Genomic DNA, 15495 nt, shown 5'->3' on the forward strand with positions numbered 1-15495 from the left:
AAACACAAGATACCGTCACCTCGTTCCGGTGATCATATAACAAGGCAACCCGGATGGTTGTCGCTCGACACTTTTGGAGAATTTGAATGGCAATTAGCACACCGATGCTGGTGACATTTCTCGTTTATATTTTTGGCATGATCCTGATAGGGTTTTTGGCGTGGCGTTCCACGAAAAACTTTGACGACTACATTCTGGGCGGACGCAGTTTAGGCCCGATGGTGACCGCACTCTCTGCGGGCGCATCGGACATGAGCGGATGGCTGCTGATGGGTCTGCCGGGTGCGATTTTTATCTCCGGTATCTCGGAAAGCTGGATCGCCATCGGTCTGACCGTGGGCGCGTGGATCAACTGGAAGCTGGTGGCGGGCCGTCTGCGCGTGCATACCGAGGCTAACAATAATGCCCTGACGCTGCCGGACTACTTCACCGGACGCTTTGAAGATAACAGCCGCATTCTGCGCATTATCTCTGCCGTGGTTATCCTCCTGTTCTTCACCATCTACTGTGCCTCCGGCATCGTGGCGGGCGCGCGCCTGTTCGAAAGCACCTTCGGCATGAGCTACGAAACCGCCCTGTGGGCCGGTGCGGCGGCGACCATCCTCTATACCTTCGTGGGCGGGTTCCTGGCGGTAAGCTGGACCGACACCGTGCAGGCGAGCCTGATGATCTTTGCCCTGATCCTGACCCCGGTGATTGTGATTTTCACCGTTGGTGGCTTTGGCGAATCGCTGGAAGTGATCAAGCAGAAGAGCATTGAAAACGTCGACATGCTGAAAGGGCTGAACTTTGTCGCCATCGTCTCCCTGATGGGCTGGGGTCTGGGCTACTTCGGTCAGCCGCACATTCTGGCGCGCTTTATGGCGGCGGATTCTCATCACACCATCGTTCATGCGCGTCGCATCAGCATGACGTGGATGATTTTGTGTCTGGCGGGCGCGTGTGCGGTCGGCTTCTTCGGTATCGCCTACTTTAATAACAACCCGGCGCAGGCGGGCGCGGTGAACCAGAACGCCGAGCGCGTGTTCATCGAACTGGCGCAGATTCTGTTTAACCCGTGGATTGCCGGTATTCTGCTCTCTGCGATCCTGGCGGCGGTGATGTCCACCCTGAGCTGCCAGCTGCTGGTCTGCTCCAGTGCAATCACTGAAGATCTCTATAAGGCCTTCCTGCGTAAAAACGCGAGCCAGAAAGAGCTGGTGTGGGTAGGGCGCTTTATGGTGCTGCTGGTGGCGCTGGTGGCGATTGCGCTGGCGGCCAACCCGGAAAACCGCGTGCTGGGTCTCGTGAGCTACGCGTGGGCGGGCTTCGGTGCGGCGTTTGGTCCGGTCGTCCTGTTCTCCGTCATGTGGTCCCGTATGACCCGTAACGGCGCGCTGGCGGGGATGATTATCGGTGCGGTGACCGTTATCGTCTGGAAACAGTTCGCCTGGCTGGGCCTGTACGAAATCATTCCTGGCTTCATCTTCGGCAGCATCGGTATCGTGGTCTTCAGCCTGCTGGGTAAAGCACCGTCTGCCTCCATGCAGAAACGCTTTGCGGAAGCCGACGCGCATTACCACTCCGCGCCGCCGTCTAAGCTGCAGCCGGAATAATTTTTCCCACGGAAAACCGTAGGCCGGGTAAGCGCAAGCGCACCCGGCTTTTTTCTTGCCAAAATCCGTCTTTTCCTGTGATATCCCTGTGCTTATAACAATGAGGATAGCGAAGCATGACAATCAAAACAGGGTTAATGGCGGCGGCATTATTGACGCTGGCGGGATGCAACGCGCCATCGCAACACGCGGCGGTGGAGACCTGCAAAGCGGATAGCCAGATGCAGCAAACCACGCTCTATTTCGGCTTAAACCGTCCTGCCGGGGCGCAGATTACCAGCAACGAGTGGCAGCAGTTTGTTGACCAGGACGTGACGCCGCGCTTTCGCGATGGCTTAACGGTGTTTGATGCCCGCGGGCAGTGGCTGGGGAACGACGGAAAAGTGGCGCGCGAGCCGAGCAAGGCGCTGATGCTGATCCACGGTAAAGATGCGCAGAGCGAGAAGAACATCGAAGCGTTACGCGGGATTTATAAGTCTCGCTTCGCGCAGGAGTCGGTGATGCGTGTCGATCAGCCGGTGTGCGTGCAGTTTTAATGAAAACGGCGGGAATTCCCGCCGTTGTTGTTTTGTAGGCCGGGATCGCTGCGCGCCACCCGGCATTACATCAGAGCACCAACCCCGCAAAGCTCGCCGACAGCAAACTCACCAGCGTCGCGCCGTACACCAGACGCAGCCCGAAACGCGATACCACGTCACCCTGCTGCTCGTTCAGGCCCTTAATCGCCCCGGCCACGATGCCGATGGAGGCAAAGTTCGCGAACGAGACGAGGAAGACGGATAAAATCCCCAGCCCGCGCGGGGACATCTGGTGCGCTATTTTCTGCAGCTCAATCATCGCCACAAATTCATTCGCCACCAGCTTGGTCGCCATAATGCTGCCCGCATTTAAGGCATCGCTCAGCGGGATCCCTACCAGCCACGCCAGGGGATAAAATACATAGCCCAGGATCTGCTGGAAGCTCATGCCAAATACGCTGGAGAAGAGGGCATTAACAGCGCTAATAAGCGCGATAAAGCCAATCAGCATCGCCAGAATAATCATCGCCACCTTAAAACCGGCCAGAATATACTCGCCGAGCATCTCGAAGAAGCTCTGGGATTCATGCAGTTTTTCGAGCTTAACATCCGGTTCCGCTTCCGGGCGCGCCGGGTTGATGACTGAGAGGATAATAAAGGTGCTGAACATGTTGAGAATCAGCGCCGCGACGACATATTTGGCGTCGAGCATGGTCATATACGCCCCGACAATCGACAGGGAGACCGTCGACATGGCCGTGGCCGCCATGGTGAACAGACGACGCGAGGAGAGATCGCCCAGCACGCCTTTGTAGGCAATGAAGTTTTCCGACTGGCCGAGGATCAGCGAGCTCACCGCGTTAAAGGATTCCAGCTTGCCCATACCGTTCAGTTTTGACAGCAGCGTACCGATTACCCGAATAAAAATTGGCAGGATCCGCCAGTGCTGAAGAATACCGATCAGTGCGGAAATAAAAATAATCGGACAAAGCACGCCGAGGAAAATGAACGCCAGCCCTTTTTCACCCATACCGCCAAAGACGAAATTGGTGCCTTCGCCAGCAAATTTGAGCAGTGACTCAAAAAATCCTGAGACGTATTTAATCAGGAATAACCCGCTTTCGGCGTGCAGGAAAAAGAACGCCAGCGCAATTTCAATAACAATCAGCTGTAAAACAAAACGAACCCGAATTTTCCGGCGGTCAAAACTCGTAAGCCAGGCGAGCGCAAGAATAATCACCAGCGCCAGCAGGAAATGGACAATTTTAAACATGGTTTATTTTCAGTTAGGTTGTGAGGCGGATATTTAGCCACAGCCCTGAATCAGCGTAAATGGGCATTTTCGTTATAACTTATAAACCTGAACGTTACGTACGTCACTATTATCAGGCTTTGCGTTTACAACTCGTCATCAAAACACCGCACATTTCGCTTGTTTTTCTTTCCGTCGTAATGATAATCACTATCACAAGAATTTACCTTTCTTTGCATCAGTTGACCGCGATAAACATTTAAGGTGTCGGCATGTTTGTTCCATTTCTCATTATGTTACGTGAAGGGCTCGAAGCCGCCCTTATCGTGAGCCTCATCGCCAGTTATCTGAAGCGAACCCAGCGCGGGCGCTGGATTGGCGTCATGTGGGTCGGCGTATTCCTTGCCGCGGCGCTCTGCCTGGGCCTGGGCATTCTCATTAACGAAACCACCGGCGAGTTCCCGCAGAAAGAGCAGGAGCTGTTTGAAGGTATCGTCGCCGTGATTGCGGTGGTGATCCTCACCTGGATGGTGTTCTGGATGCGTAAAGTCTCGCGTAACGTGAAGGTGCAGCTGGAGCAGGCGGTGGATAACGCGCTGCAGAAGGGGAACAACCACGGCTGGGCGCTCATTATGATGGTCTTTTTCGCCGTCGCGCGTGAAGGGCTGGAGTCTGTTTTCTTCCTGCTGGCGGCGTTTCAGCAGGATGTGGGGATCTGGCCGCCGCTGGGGGCCGTGCTGGGCCTCGCCACGGCCGTGGTGCTCGGCTTCCTGCTGTACTGGGGCGGTATCCGCCTGAACCTGGGCGCGTTCTTCAAGTGGACCAGCCTGTTTATTCTGCTGGTGGCGGCGGGGCTGGCGGCAGGGGCGATTCGCGCCTTCCATGAAGCGGGCCTGTGGAACCATTTCCAGGACGTGGCGTTTGACCTCAGCAACGTTCTCTCCACGCACTCTCTGACCGGCACCCTGCTCGAAGGTATCTTCGGCTATCAGGAAACGCCGAGCGTCAGCGAGGTGGCGATGTACTTCATTTATCTGGTTCCGGCGCTGGTGCTGTTCGCCATGCCGCCGCGTACCGGCACGCAGGCGTCGCGCGTTGCGCCGTAATTTTTGATTTAGTGACAATATACTTTTAAAGGGAAGAGTCATGGCAATTCAGTTCCGTCGTAGTGCGTTACGCGCAGGCATTGCCGCGCTGTTCGCTTCTGCATTCTCCGCCTGGGGCGCGGATGTTCCACAGGTTAAGGTCACCGTCAACGACAAGCAGTGTGAGCCGATGACCCTCACGGTGAACAGCGGTAAAACCCAGTTTATTATTCAGAACCACAGCCAGAAGGCGCTGGAGTGGGAGATCCTGAAAGGCGTTCTGGTGGTGGAAGAGCGTGAAAATATCGCCCCTGGCTTCAGCCAGAAGATGACCGCCAACCTGCAGCCGGGCGAGTATGAGATGACCTGCGGCCTACTGACCAACCCGAAAGGGAAGCTCATCGTCAAAGGTGAAGCGACGGCCGATGCGGCGAAAGGCGCGGCGGTGCTGAGCCTGGGCGATGCAATTACCGCGTATAAGGCGTACGTCACGAAAGAGACGGCGGAGCTGGCGACGGCAACCAAAGCCTTTACCGATGCGGTGAAGGCCGGGGATATCGAAAAAGCGAAATCCTTCTATGCGCCAACCCGTCAGCACTACGAGCGCATCGAGCCGATCGCCGAGCTGTTCTCTGACCTTGATGGCAGCATCGATGCCCGTGAAGATGATTTCGAGCAGAAGGCCGCCGATCCGAAATTCACCGGTTTCCACCGTCTGGAGAAAGCCCTGTTTGGCGACAACACCACCAAAGGGATGGAGAAATACGCTGAGCAGCTGAACAGCGACGTGCTGGAGCTGCAAAAGCGCATCAGCGAGCTGGCCTTCCCGCCGTCTAAAGTGGTGGGCGGCGCGGCCGGTCTGATTGAAGAAGTGGCCGCGAGCAAAATCAGCGGCGAAGAAGATCGCTACAGCCATACCGACCTGTGGGACTTCCAGGCAAACGTCGACGGCGCGCAGAAAATTGTTAACCTGCTGCGTCCTCAGCTGCAGAAAGAGAACGGCGAACTGCTGGCGAAAGTGGACGCCAACTTCAAAAAGGTCGACACCATTCTGGCGAAGTACCGTACCAAAGACGGCTTTGAAACCTACGATAAGCTGACCGATGCCGACCGTAACGCGCTGAAAGGCCCGATTACCGCCCTGGCGGAAGATCTCTCCCTGCTGCGTGGCGTACTGGGTCTGGACTAAGCACGATGAATAAGCATAACGAGAACGACGTGGCTGAGCCTTCCCGTCGTCGGCTGTTAAAAGGGGTAGGGGCGCTCGGGGGCGCGCTTGCTCTGGCTGGCGGGTGTCCGGTGGCGCACGCGGCGAAACCGCAAAGCGCGCCCGGCACGCTGTCACCCAACGCCCGCATGGAGACGCAGCCGTTTTATGGCGAGCATCAGGCGGGCATTCTTACGCCGCAGCAGGCGTCGATGATGCTGGTGGCATTTGATTCGCTGGCCAGCGATAAAGCCGATCTGGAACGCCTGTTCCGCCTGCTGACGACGCGCATCGCGTTTCTGACCGCCGGTGGACCGGCGCCCGATACGCCGAACCCGCGTCTGCCGCCAATGGACTCCGGCATTCTGGGGCCATTCATTGCCCCGGATAACCTGACCATAACCGTTTCGCTGGGAGAATCGCTGTTTGACGCGCGCTACGGGCTGGCAAAACAAAAGCCGAAGGCGCTGCAAAAAATGACGCGCTTCCCGAATGATTCCCTGGACGCCGCCCTCTGCCACGGCGATCTGCTTCTGCAGATTTGCGCCAATACGCAGGACACGGTAATCCACGCCCTGCGCGACATCATTAAGCACACGCCGGATCTGCTGAGCGTGCGCTGGAAGCGGGAAGGGTTTATCTCTGACCACGCCGCCCGCAGCAAAGGGAAAGAGACACCGGTGAACCTGCTGGGCTTCAAGGACGGCACGGCCAACCCGGACAGCCATGATAGTGCGCTCATGAAGGAGGTGGTGTGGGTCACTGCCGATCAGGGCGAACCGGCATGGGCGGTGGGCGGTAGCTATCAGGCGGTGCGCATTATTCAGTTCCACGTGGAGTTCTGGGACCGCACGCCGCTCAAAGAGCAGCAGACGATCTTCGGTCGCGATAAGCAAAGCGGGGCACCGCTCGGCATGAAGAACGAGCATGATGTGCCTGACTACGCCCGCGATCCGAATGGCGACGTGATTGCGCTGGACAGCCATATTCGTCTGGCCAATCCGCGTACCAAAGAGACGCAGTCCAGTCTGATGATGCGTCGGGGATACAGCTATTCGCTCGGCGTGACCAATTCCGGTCAGCTCGATATGGGGCTGCTGTTCGTCTGCTATCAGCACGATCTCGAGAAGGGGTTCCTGACGGTACAGAAGCGCTTAAACGGCGAAGCGCTGGAAGAGTACATTAAACCTATCGGCGGCGGCTATTTCTTTGCCCTGCCAGGCGTGCGCGACAGCAACGCGTATCTCGCGCAGGGTCTTATTGAAGCCTGATAATTGTCCCCGCAACCGTTCGCGGGGACATTATTTTTTCATATGACTATCCTGCTGTTATATTTCTGTAATATTTCTATATGAGACTGATTTCAACTGTAGGGACAGTCCTAAAAGTTGCATTCAGGTAAAATAAATGTTGCATTTATGATAACTCCTGATGTACTTAAGATAAGACAGCGGTAGTTCCCGGCAGTGATGCTGAATCACTATGGAGATCGCGAATGGTTGCGTCCTGTACTGGACAAGGTAAACATAACAACCGCAGCACCCGGCGCGGAGGCTCAGACTCCGGCAGCGATTTCCTCACCACTAAATTTTCCCCCCTCCCTCAAGAATCTGATTCGACCGACGTGCAGAACGGTGCGCGTAGCTGTTCCGTATCGTCATCCGATAGTGCAAGCAATGGCTTACAAGGAAGCCAACCCTCTGATGTTCGTGCGCATAATCGTGCCGACGCTGGCGCGTGTGATGAATACCAACAACTCAAGGTGCTATCCATGGGAAGACAAAAAGCAGTGATCAAAGCTCGTCGCGAAGCAAAACGTGTGCTGAGACGGGATTCACGTAGCCATAAACAGCGTGAAGAAGAATCGGTCACCTCGCTTGTGCAGATGAGTGGCGTAGAAGCAATTGGCATGGCCCGTGACAGCCGTGATAATTCTCCAATTGTGGCGCGCAATGAGGCTCAGGCGCACTACCTGAATGCTATCGAGAGTAAACAGCTCATCTTTGCAACCGGTGAAGCCGGATGCGGGAAAACCTGGATCAGTGCAGCCAAAGCGGCGGAAGCGCTGATCCATAAGGACGTGGAGAGAATCATTGTTACCCGTCCGGTACTGCAGGCTGATGAAGATCTCGGCTTCTTGCCCGGTGACATTTCGGAGAAGTTTGCCCCGTACTTCAGGCCCGTCTATGACGTGCTGGTGAAGCGGCTGGGTGCATCCTTCATGCAGTACTGCCTGCGGCCAGAGATTGGCAAGGTGGAAATCGCGCCGTTCGCCTATATGCGCGGACGTACATTTGAAAATGCGGTCGTCATTCTTGACGAGGCTCAGAACGTGACCGCTGCGCAAATGAAGATGTTTTTAACGCGCCTCGGGGAGAACGTGACGGTTATCGTTAACGGCGATATTACCCAGTGTGACCTGCCGTCCGGCGTGAAATCCGGACTGAGCGACGCCATGTCGCGTTTTGAGGAAGATGAGATGATTGGGGTGGTACGCTTCACCAAAGATGACTGCGTGCGCTCGGCGCTCTGCCAGCGCACGCTGCAAGCGTATTACTGAGTGTGCAGTTGCGTTCAAGGCCCGGGAAACCGGGCTTTGTTTTTTGTGCGGGCATGTCGTCGGGTGGCGCTGCGCTTACCCGACCTACAATACCCGTAGGCCTGGTAAGCGCAGCGCCACCAGGCATAAAGAGCGCAGGGAGTTTCAAGGTTCGAATCCCCCCTTTCGGAGAATATAAAAGAAAAAAGCCCGTACTTTCGTACGAGCTCTCATCTCGAATATGGCGGTGAGGGGGGGATTCGAACCCCCGATACGTTGCCGTATACACACTTTCCAGGCGTGCTCCTTCAGCCACTCGGACACCTCACCATATTGTTTTGCTGCCTGACCGCGTGGGGGGCAACGGGGCGCTACTATAGGGAGTTGCGCTGACACGGTCAAGCAGATTTTCAGCTTTAGTGCCTGTTCGGTTAAGCAATAATCAGCTCCACGGTTTTTACGCCGCGGAGCAGGGGATTAACGCTGTGAATCGAGCACTTCGCTGTTTTTAACCACTTCCTGTGCTTTGCTGTAGCTTTCGATCAGCAGCTGATAAGCCGGGAAGATGTGGGTGTACACTTCCGCCCACTCCGCCGCATCTTCACGGTTCCAGGTACGCTGGATCTCAGAGGCCACCGCCGCCGTATCCATCGGGACCACACCGGCCTGTACAACGCGCGCCAGCGTGATCTCCTGCGCCATTTTGCTGTAGGTGCCGGAGGCATCAATCACTGCAAACACCTTATATCCGTCCGCAACCGCGCTGATCGACGGGAAGGCCATGCAGACGCTGGTAATGGTACCCGCAATGATCAACGTCTTACGCCCGGTGGCTTTTACCGCCGCCACGAATTCCGGGTTATCCCAGGCGTTGATCTCGCCTTTACGGGCAACATATTGCGCATGCGGCGCGTTGGCGTGGATCTCCGGGATAAGCGGTCCGTTCGGCCCTTGCGGGACGGATGCGGTGGTGATCACCGGGATCTTCGCCAGGGTAGCGATTTTTGCCAGCGCTGCCGCACGGGCACGCAGTTCCGGCATTGGCATATCACCAACGGTCTGGAACAGACCGCTCTGGTGATCGATAAGGAGCATCACAGCATCGTTCACATCGATGACCGGACGGGTTCCATTAAAGTTCGCAGGTGTAGACATGTTCTTCTCCTTTATTACGTTCAGAGCTGGCCGAAGCGGCCGGAATTGAAATCACGAATGGCTTCGTTGATTTCGGTTTTACTGTTCATCACAAACGGGCCGTAGCCCACGATCGGTTCATTCAGCGGCTCGCCGGCCATCAGCAGTACTTTTGCATCGCTGTTCGCTTCCAGGTGCAGTTTGTCGCCTTCCTGACTTAACACGACCAGTTGGGCTTCACCCGCCTGAGCGGTACCGTTTACCGTGATGCTGCCTTCAAGCACGACCAGCGCCGTGCTCCAGCCTTCCGGTTGAGCGAGCGTCAAATGGCTTCCCTGGTTCAGCGCGATGTCCCAGACGTTGAGCGGCGAGAAGGTGTGCGCCGGGCCGGTCACCGTGTCGTAGCGACCGGCAATAACCCGCAGCGTTCCACCGTCGTCAGGCAGCGTCACTACCGGGATGTCGGCTTTCGTGATGCTCTGGTAGCCCGGTGCGGCCATCTTGTCTTTCGCCGGCAGGTTGACCCAAAGCTGCATCATTTTGAGTTCTCCGCCTTTTTGCGAGAACGCGCTGGAGTGGAACTCCTCGTGCAAAATGCCTGCGCCTGCGGTCATCCACTGCACGTCCCCGGGCCCAATGACGCCGCCTTTCCCCGTGGAGTCGCGATGCTCCACTTCACCGGAATAGACGAGAGTGACCGTTTCAAAACCCCGGTGAGGGTGTTGGCCTACGCCGCGTTTCGCACCGTCTGCCGGAAAGGTGTATGGGCCCGCGTAGTCCAGCAGCAGGAACGGGCTGAGCGGCTCGCCGTGCGTCTGATAGGAGAACATTGAACGGACCGGGAAACCGTCGCCCACCCAGTGCTGACGAGGAGCGGTATAAACGCCAGTGATGTTTTTCATGATTAACTCCTGATGTTCTGTTGATGTAATTAGCTTATATTCAGGGTTAATATCCCGGTAGATAGTGAAAATGGCATTCACTGTTCTGAAAATAGAACGATGAGGATTTATGCAGGATCTCAATGACTTCGTCTGGTTTGTGAAGGTAGTGGAGTACGGGGGGTTTGCGGCGGCGGGAAGGGCGCTTGACCAACCCAAGTCCAAACTGAGCCGCAGGATCGCGCAGCTGGAGGAGCGGCTTGGCGTACGGTTGATACAGCGCACGACGCGGCAGTTTACGGTGACGGAAGTGGGGCACACTTTCTATCAGCACTGTAAGGCAATGCTGATAGAAGCAGAAGCGGCAGAGGAGGCCGTTGCTGCGCTGCAGGCTGAGCCGCGCGGCGTCGTCAGGATCACCTGTCCCGTCACGTTACTGCACGTCCACGTGGGACCGATGCTGGCGAGGTTTATGGCGCGCTACCCCGGGATTAATCTCCAGCTTGAGGCCACCAATCGTCGGGTCGATCTTGTTGGCGAAGGTATTGATGTGGCTATCCGCGTGCGTCCGCGTCCGTTTGATGACAGCGATCTGGTGTTAAGGGTGCTGGCTGACAGGGGGCATTGCCTGGTGGCAAGTCCGCAGTTGATTGAACGTATGGGTAAACCGCGAATGCCTTCCGAGCTCAGTGAATGGCCTGGATTAAGTATGGGGGCCGGTAAACAGGTGCATAAATGGGAGCTCAGTGGTCCAGAAGGGGCGAAAGCGGAGATCCACTACGCACCGCGCTTTATTACCACCGACATGCTGGCATTGCGGGAAGCAGCGATGGCGGGCGTGGGCGTTGTACAGTTGCCGATATTGATGGTGAAGGATCAGCTTGCGTCAGGGGAACTGGTACGGGTGCTGGACGCGTGGGAACCCCGACGGGAAGTGATTCACGCGGTTTATCCTTCGCGGCGCGGCATGCTGCCGTCGGTCAGGACGCTGGTGGATTTTCTGACTGAAGAGTATGCGAAGATGGTGGAGGAGTAGCTTTTTGTAGGTCGGGTAAGCGCAGCGCCACCCGACATAAAGAGCGCAGGGAGTTTCAAGGTTCGAATTCCCCCTGCATGCGTGCAATATGCGAAAAAAAAGCCCGCATTTTCATGCGAGCTCTTCTTTAAATATGGCGGTGAGGGGGGGATTCGAACCCCCGATACGTTGCCGTATACACACTTTCCAGGCGTGCTCCTTCAGCCACTCGGACACCTCACCATATTGTCATCCCGTTGTTGACGGGACGGGCGCTAATGTAAGGAAAAGCCGAACTGCCGTCAACTCACTTTTTCAGTAATTTAGCGCGTTTAGACAAACTTCAGGCAACATGATTCTTAATTGTGCTGAAAGCGTCTTTTTTATCAGCAACACAGCCGCGCAATAAATTTGTTATGCTGACAACCTCGTTAAAAAGCAAAATAAATCAGCGCAATAAAAGGCAGGAATGACTATGGATATACTTTTCTATCACCCCACGTTTGATACGGCCTACTGGATCGAGGCGCTCACGGCAGCTTTACCCGGCGCACGCGTTCGCGAGTGGAAGCGTGGAGATAACGAACATGCTGACTATGCGCTGGTCTGGCATCCGCCGGTAGAAATGCTCCAGGGCCGTAAGCTGAAGGCCGTTTTTGCCCTGGGGGCGGGCGTGGATTCCATTCTGAGCAAGCTGAAGGCGCACCCTGACATGCTGCCGGAAGCGATTCCCCTGTTCCGCCTGGAAGATACCGGCATGGGCCAGCAGATGCAGGAATATGCCGTCAGCCAGGTGCTGCACTGGTTCCGCCGTTTTGATGACTATCAGGCCTTTAAACAGCAGGCCCACTGGGAGCCGCTGCCGGATTACCGTCGCGAAGACTTTACCATCGGCATCCTCGGTGCGGGCGTGCTGGGCTCAAAAGTGGCTGAAGCTCTCGCTCCGTGGGGCTTCCCGCTGCGCTGCTGGAGCCGCAGCCGTAAGGACTATCCGGGCGTAGAGAGCTTTGCCGGCACGGATGAGCTTCCGGCCTTTCTGAACGGCACGCGCGTGCTGATCAACCTGCTGCCCAACACGGCGGAAACGGTAGGGATCATCAATGAAACCTTGCTCAACCAGTTAGCCGATCAGAGCTACCTGATGAACCTGGCGCGCGGGGTGCATCTGGTCGAGCCCGATCTGCTGAAGGCGCTGGACAGCGGAAAGCTAAAAGGCGCCATGCTGGATGTCTATAGCCGTGAGCCGCTGCCTGTGGAAAGCCCGCTGTGGGCACATCCGCGCGTGGCGATGACCCCGCACGTGGCCGCCGTGACGCGTCCGGCAGAAGCGGTGGCGTACATATCCCATACCATCAGCGAAATGGAGAAGGGTAACGCGGTCACCGGCCAGGTTGACAGACAGCGCGGCTACTGAGAGAAACCCGGCGTTCGCCGGGTTTTTGCTAATATTCGCCGCTGATAACTGCTATCCTTTGGAAAAACCGCAGAGGAGAGAGAGATGTATCCCGTTGACCTGCATATGCACACCGTCGCCAGTACCCACGCGTATAGCAACCTCCATGATTATATCGCCCAGGCGAAGCTGAAAGGCATTAAGCTGTTCGCGATCACCGATCATGGTCCGGACATGGCGGATGCGCCGCACTACTGGCATTTTGTGAATATGCGGATCTGGCCACGTCTGGTGGACGGCATTGGGATACTGCGCGGCATCGAGGCGAATATCAAAAATACCGACGGTGAGATCGACTGCACCGGGCCGATGCTGACGTCTCTGGATCTTATCCTCGCCGGTTTCCACGAGCCGGTTTTTGCACCTCAGGATAAAGAGACCAACACCGCGGCGATGATTGCCACCATTGCCAGCGGCAATGTGCACATTATCAGCCACCCCGGCAACCCGAAGTACCCGATTGATATTCAGGCTGTCGCGCAGGCGGCAGCGAAGCACCGCGTGGCGCTGGAGATTAACAACTCCTCCTTTGTTCACTCGCGCAAGGGCAGTGAAGCCAACTGCCGCGAAGTGGCCGCCGCCGTACGCGATGCGGGCGGCATGGTGGCGTTGGGTTCGGATTCCCATACCGCCTTTACGCTGGGTGATTTCAGCGAGTGCCTGAAAGTGCTCAATGACGTTAACTTCCCGGAAGCGCAAATCCTGAACGTGACTCCGCGCCGCATGCTCGATTTCCTCGAATCGCGCGGCATGGAGCCGATTGCCGAATTTGCCGATCTTTAATTGTGTAATGGAATAATAAAAATGAACGAGTTTTCCATCCTTTGCCGCGTGCTGGGTACGCTCTATTATCGCCAGCCGCAAGACCCGCTGTTGGTTCCGCTCTTTACGTTAATTCGTGAAGGTAAGCTGGCGGAGAACTGGCCGCTGGAACAGGATGATTTACTGGCGCGTCTGCAAAAAAGCTGCGACATGCAGCAGATTGCGACCGATTACAATGCGCTGTTCGTCGGCGATGAGTGCCGCGTTTCGCCATACCGTTCTGCCTGGCAGGAAGGGGCGACGGAAGCGGAAGTCCGTGCTTTCCTCTCCACGCGCGGTATGCCGCTGAGCGATACGCCTGCGGACCATATCGGTACGCTGCTGCTGGCCGCTTCCTGGATTGAAGATAACGCCGGGGATGATGAGAACGAAGCTATCGAAACGCTTTTCGAAACGTACCTGCTGCCGTGGGTCGGAACATTCCTTGGGAAAGTCGAAGCCCACGCCGCCTCGCCATTCTGGAGAACGCTGGCACCGCTGACCCGCGACGCAATTGCGGCGATGTGGGATGAGCTGGAAGAAGAGAACGAAGAGTGACTTAGATCACATAAATCCTGCAACGCCGCATTTCAATTTGCACATAATGTGCTTCTGATCGCATTTCTATGGTGCGCTTCTGCTAAGATGCGCGCCATGAACATATTACTTTGTATCGCAATAACAACGGGCATTCTCTCCGGGCTCTGGGGATGGGTGGCCGTGTCTCTCGGATTGCTCAGCTGGGCTGGATTCCTTGGCTGTACGGCCTATTTCGCCTGCCCGCAGGGGGGCGTCAAAGGGCTCTTTATCTCAGGCTGCACGCTCATGAGCGGGGTTATCTGGGCGCTGGTGATCATGAAAGGCAGCGCGCTGGCGCCGCATCTGGAGATGCTGGGGTACATCATGACGGGCGTTGTTGCCTTCCTGATGTGTATTCAGGCTAAGCATCTCCTGCTTTCGTTTGTGCCGGGCACCTTTATCGGGGCGTGCGCGACCTTTGCAGGGCAGGGTGACTGGAAGCTGGTCGTTCCTTCTCTGGCGCTGGGATTGCTGTTTGGCTATGCCATGAAAAACAGCGGTCTTTGGCTGGCGTCGCGGCGGGAAAAAGCGCAAGACATCACGGCGGTGAGCGAATAAAAAAAGGCGAGATAATCATCTCGCCTTTTTTATGCGCTTCCTGTCAGGATTCCGGAGGGACTGACATATCGCGGTATTTCACCAGTATCGGGTTCTGCACGTCTGCTTTGTTTTGCAGATCCCACAGCCCGCGGTCAATACCGTCGTTGATTAAGAAGATCACGCCGGTTTCAATGGCCGACATCAGACACATCATGACCGGCTCGTTAGAGGTGTAGCCAATTTCACCCTCCAGCAAACGCTGGTAATCGATGAAGCGGAATACCCCTGCCTGCACTTCATAAGACAGGATGGTTTTGCTGGTGTTCACCGAAGAGAGCACTTCGCCTGTACTGACGTTGACCACACGCAGGTTAACGGCGATTTGGTCGAGCTGGTACTGGGTATCCGCACCGATACCGAAGTACCGCGCGCCCGCACCACCCGATTTAACGTTACTTTCGTAACCAATAATCGATCCTTCAATCATCACGTTCGCTGCCGCCAGAGATTCCAGAGGCGTGCGGTTATTGGCCGCGACGGTACCATTCTCCTGTGCGGCACGAATGATTTTCCGTTCATTCAACAGGTTCTGAAGACCCTGACGTTCCAGCGGAATAAACCAGCGCGAATCCTTGAGCGCGGTAACCAGCATCGCGGTGGCGCTTTGCGGCACGGCCGTGGAGAAGTTACTTGCCGGGTAAGGCTTAAATTGCCCGGTTTCATCCTGAATGTTGTATACGGAGACAAATATTTTCCCCGTTGGAGCAGGTAAATGCGTTAAATCACGATAACTCTGGGCCCGAGGCATTAATGTTGGTTTTGCAGCTTCTTTAGGTGGAGCAGTTAAACAACCGCTCAATAAGCACACTGCAACAAATATCAGGAAGCGCTGCATG

General features: G+C 56.1%; 15 protein-coding genes and 2 tRNA genes. 11 read left to right on the plus strand and 6 right to left on the minus strand.

Features of this window, described 5'->3' with window-relative positions; genetic code table 11:
• Positions 1–86 precede the first annotated feature (86 nt).
• Together putP and AA74_RS0118460 are read left to right on the plus strand one after the other, a co-directional pair.
• Positions 87–1595 (plus strand): sodium/proline symporter PutP, encoded by a 1509-nt coding sequence (gene putP, locus AA74_RS0118455; protein ID WP_008499815.1) that lies wholly within the window; start codon positions 87–89, stop codon positions 1593–1595.
• Between the two features lie 116 nt (positions 1596–1711).
• Positions 1712–2131, plus strand: coding sequence for a DUF3574 domain-containing protein (locus AA74_RS0118460; protein ID WP_025912988.1), 420 nt, complete (start codon positions 1712–1714; stop codon positions 2129–2131).
• 70 nt (positions 2132–2201) lie between these two features.
• On the opposite strand, the gene AA74_RS0118465 is transcribed toward AA74_RS0118460, so the two are convergent.
• A complete protein-coding gene (locus tag AA74_RS0118465; RefSeq protein ID WP_025912989.1) occupies positions 2202–3386 on the minus strand; it encodes a NupC/NupG family nucleoside CNT transporter in 1185 nt (394 codons plus the stop codon).
• A gap of 251 nt (positions 3387–3637) precedes the next feature.
• Here AA74_RS0118465 and efeU point away from each other — a divergent pair, with 251 nt between their 5' ends.
• The 4 genes from efeU (at position 3638) to phoH (ending at position 8217) form a co-directional block, all read left to right on the plus strand.
• Positions 3638–4471: an iron uptake transporter permease EfeU gene (gene efeU, locus AA74_RS0118470; protein WP_008503506.1), complete on the plus strand. Its 834-nt coding sequence runs from the start codon at positions 3638–3640 to the stop codon at positions 4469–4471.
• Between the two features lie 40 nt (positions 4472–4511).
• Entirely contained in the window at positions 4512–5639 is a 1128-nt protein-coding gene (gene efeO, locus AA74_RS0118475) for an iron uptake system protein EfeO (RefSeq protein WP_025912990.1), read from the plus strand.
• Between the two features lie 5 nt (positions 5640–5644).
• The gene (efeB, locus tag AA74_RS0118480) at positions 5645–6928 is read left to right on the plus strand and encodes an iron uptake transporter deferrochelatase/peroxidase subunit (protein WP_008503508.1); all 1284 of its coding nucleotides are present in this window, start codon (positions 5645–5647) and stop codon (positions 6926–6928) included.
• Positions 6929–7428: 500 nt separating this feature from the next.
• Positions 7429–8217, plus strand: a complete 789-nt coding sequence (gene phoH, locus AA74_RS0118485; protein ID WP_008503509.1) for a phosphate starvation-inducible protein PhoH — start codon at positions 7429–7431, stop codon at positions 8215–8217.
• A 221-nt stretch (positions 8218–8438) separates the two neighbouring features.
• Here phoH and AA74_RS0118490 read toward each other — a convergent pair.
• The 3 genes from AA74_RS0118490 to AA74_RS0118500 all read right to left on the minus strand — a co-directional run bounded on the left by AA74_RS0118490 (position 8439) and on the right by AA74_RS0118500 (position 10232).
• Positions 8439–8526 (minus strand) — tRNA-Ser (locus AA74_RS0118490).
• A gap of 147 nt (positions 8527–8673) precedes the next feature.
• Complete coding sequence (locus AA74_RS0118495) at positions 8674–9351, minus strand: isochorismatase family protein (protein ID WP_008503510.1); 678 nt, start codon at positions 9349–9351, stop codon at positions 8674–8676.
• Between the two features lie 20 nt (positions 9352–9371).
• Positions 9372–10232: a pirin family protein gene (locus tag AA74_RS0118500; protein WP_025912991.1), complete on the minus strand. Its 861-nt coding sequence runs from the start codon at positions 10230–10232 to the stop codon at positions 9372–9374.
• 109 nt (positions 10233–10341) lie between these two features.
• Between AA74_RS0118500 and AA74_RS0118505 the strand changes: the two genes are divergently transcribed.
• Positions 10342–11247, plus strand: a complete 906-nt coding sequence (locus AA74_RS0118505; RefSeq protein ID WP_025912992.1) for a LysR family transcriptional regulator — start codon at positions 10342–10344, stop codon at positions 11245–11247.
• Positions 11248–11381: 134 nt separating this feature from the next.
• Here the strand turns inward: AA74_RS0118505 and AA74_RS0118510 are convergent.
• A tRNA-Ser gene (locus AA74_RS0118510) sits at positions 11382–11469 on the minus strand.
• A gap of 232 nt (positions 11470–11701) precedes the next feature.
• Between AA74_RS0118510 and ghrA the strand changes: the two genes are divergently transcribed.
• The 4 genes from ghrA to AA74_RS0118530 all read left to right on the plus strand — a co-directional run bounded on the left by ghrA (position 11702) and on the right by AA74_RS0118530 (position 14617).
• Complete coding sequence (gene ghrA / locus AA74_RS0118515; RefSeq protein WP_021240795.1) at positions 11702–12640, plus strand: glyoxylate/hydroxypyruvate reductase GhrA; 939 nt, start codon at positions 11702–11704, stop codon at positions 12638–12640.
• A gap of 84 nt (positions 12641–12724) precedes the next feature.
• A complete protein-coding gene (locus tag AA74_RS0118520) occupies positions 12725–13462 on the plus strand; it encodes a phosphatase (RefSeq protein WP_008500850.1) in 738 nt (245 codons plus the stop codon).
• 21 nt (positions 13463–13483) lie between these two features.
• The gene (locus AA74_RS0118525; protein WP_021240794.1) at positions 13484–14038 is read left to right on the plus strand and encodes a molecular chaperone; all 555 of its coding nucleotides are present in this window, start codon (positions 13484–13486) and stop codon (positions 14036–14038) included.
• A gap of 96 nt (positions 14039–14134) precedes the next feature.
• Positions 14135–14617 carry a DUF1097 domain-containing protein gene (locus AA74_RS0118530; protein ID WP_072203727.1) on the plus strand — a complete coding sequence of 161 codons (483 nt, stop codon included), beginning with the start codon at positions 14135–14137 and terminating at the stop codon, positions 14615–14617.
• A gap of 43 nt (positions 14618–14660) precedes the next feature.
• On the opposite strand, the gene csgG is transcribed toward AA74_RS0118530, so the two are convergent.
• Positions 14661–15494, minus strand: a complete 834-nt coding sequence (csgG, locus tag AA74_RS0118535) for a curli production assembly/transport protein CsgG (RefSeq protein WP_008500847.1) — start codon at positions 15492–15494, stop codon at positions 14661–14663.
• Position 15495 lies beyond the last annotated feature (1 nt).

It is taken from the genome of Enterobacter sp. 5-4 (genome assembly GCF_000612205.1).
In the GTDB taxonomy this organism is placed as follows: Bacteria; Pseudomonadota; Gammaproteobacteria; order Enterobacterales; family Enterobacteriaceae; genus Enterobacter; species Enterobacter roggenkampii.

Coding starts and splice junctions, on each gene's coding strand:
- putP (WP_008499815.1), top strand. CDS start 87: ATGGCAATTAGCACACCGATGCTGGTGACATTTCTCGTTTATATTTTT.
- AA74_RS0118460 (WP_025912988.1), top strand. CDS start 1,712: ATGACAATCAAAACAGGGTTAATGGCGGCGGCATTATTGACGCTGGCG.
- AA74_RS0118465 (WP_025912989.1), bottom strand. CDS start 3,386: ATGTTTAAAATTGTCCATTTCCTGCTGGCGCTGGTGATTATTCTTGCG.
- efeU (WP_008503506.1), top strand. CDS start 3,638: ATGTTTGTTCCATTTCTCATTATGTTACGTGAAGGGCTCGAAGCCGCC.
- efeO (WP_025912990.1), top strand. CDS start 4,512: ATGGCAATTCAGTTCCGTCGTAGTGCGTTACGCGCAGGCATTGCCGCG.
- efeB (WP_008503508.1), top strand. CDS start 5,645: ATGAATAAGCATAACGAGAACGACGTGGCTGAGCCTTCCCGTCGTCGG.
- phoH (WP_008503509.1), top strand. CDS start 7,429: ATGGGAAGACAAAAAGCAGTGATCAAAGCTCGTCGCGAAGCAAAACGT.
- AA74_RS0118495 (WP_008503510.1), bottom strand. CDS start 9,351: ATGTCTACACCTGCGAACTTTAATGGAACCCGTCCGGTCATCGATGTG.
- AA74_RS0118500 (WP_025912991.1), bottom strand. CDS start 10,232: ATGAAAAACATCACTGGCGTTTATACCGCTCCTCGTCAGCACTGGGTG.
- AA74_RS0118505 (WP_025912992.1), top strand. CDS start 10,342: ATGCAGGATCTCAATGACTTCGTCTGGTTTGTGAAGGTAGTGGAGTAC.
- ghrA (WP_021240795.1), top strand. CDS start 11,702: ATGGATATACTTTTCTATCACCCCACGTTTGATACGGCCTACTGGATC.
- AA74_RS0118520 (WP_008500850.1), top strand. CDS start 12,725: ATGTATCCCGTTGACCTGCATATGCACACCGTCGCCAGTACCCACGCG.
- AA74_RS0118525 (WP_021240794.1), top strand. CDS start 13,484: ATGAACGAGTTTTCCATCCTTTGCCGCGTGCTGGGTACGCTCTATTAT.
- AA74_RS0118530 (WP_072203727.1), top strand. CDS start 14,135: ATGAACATATTACTTTGTATCGCAATAACAACGGGCATTCTCTCCGGG.
- csgG (WP_008500847.1), bottom strand. CDS start 15,494: ATGCAGCGCTTCCTGATATTTGTTGCAGTGTGCTTATTGAGCGGTTGT.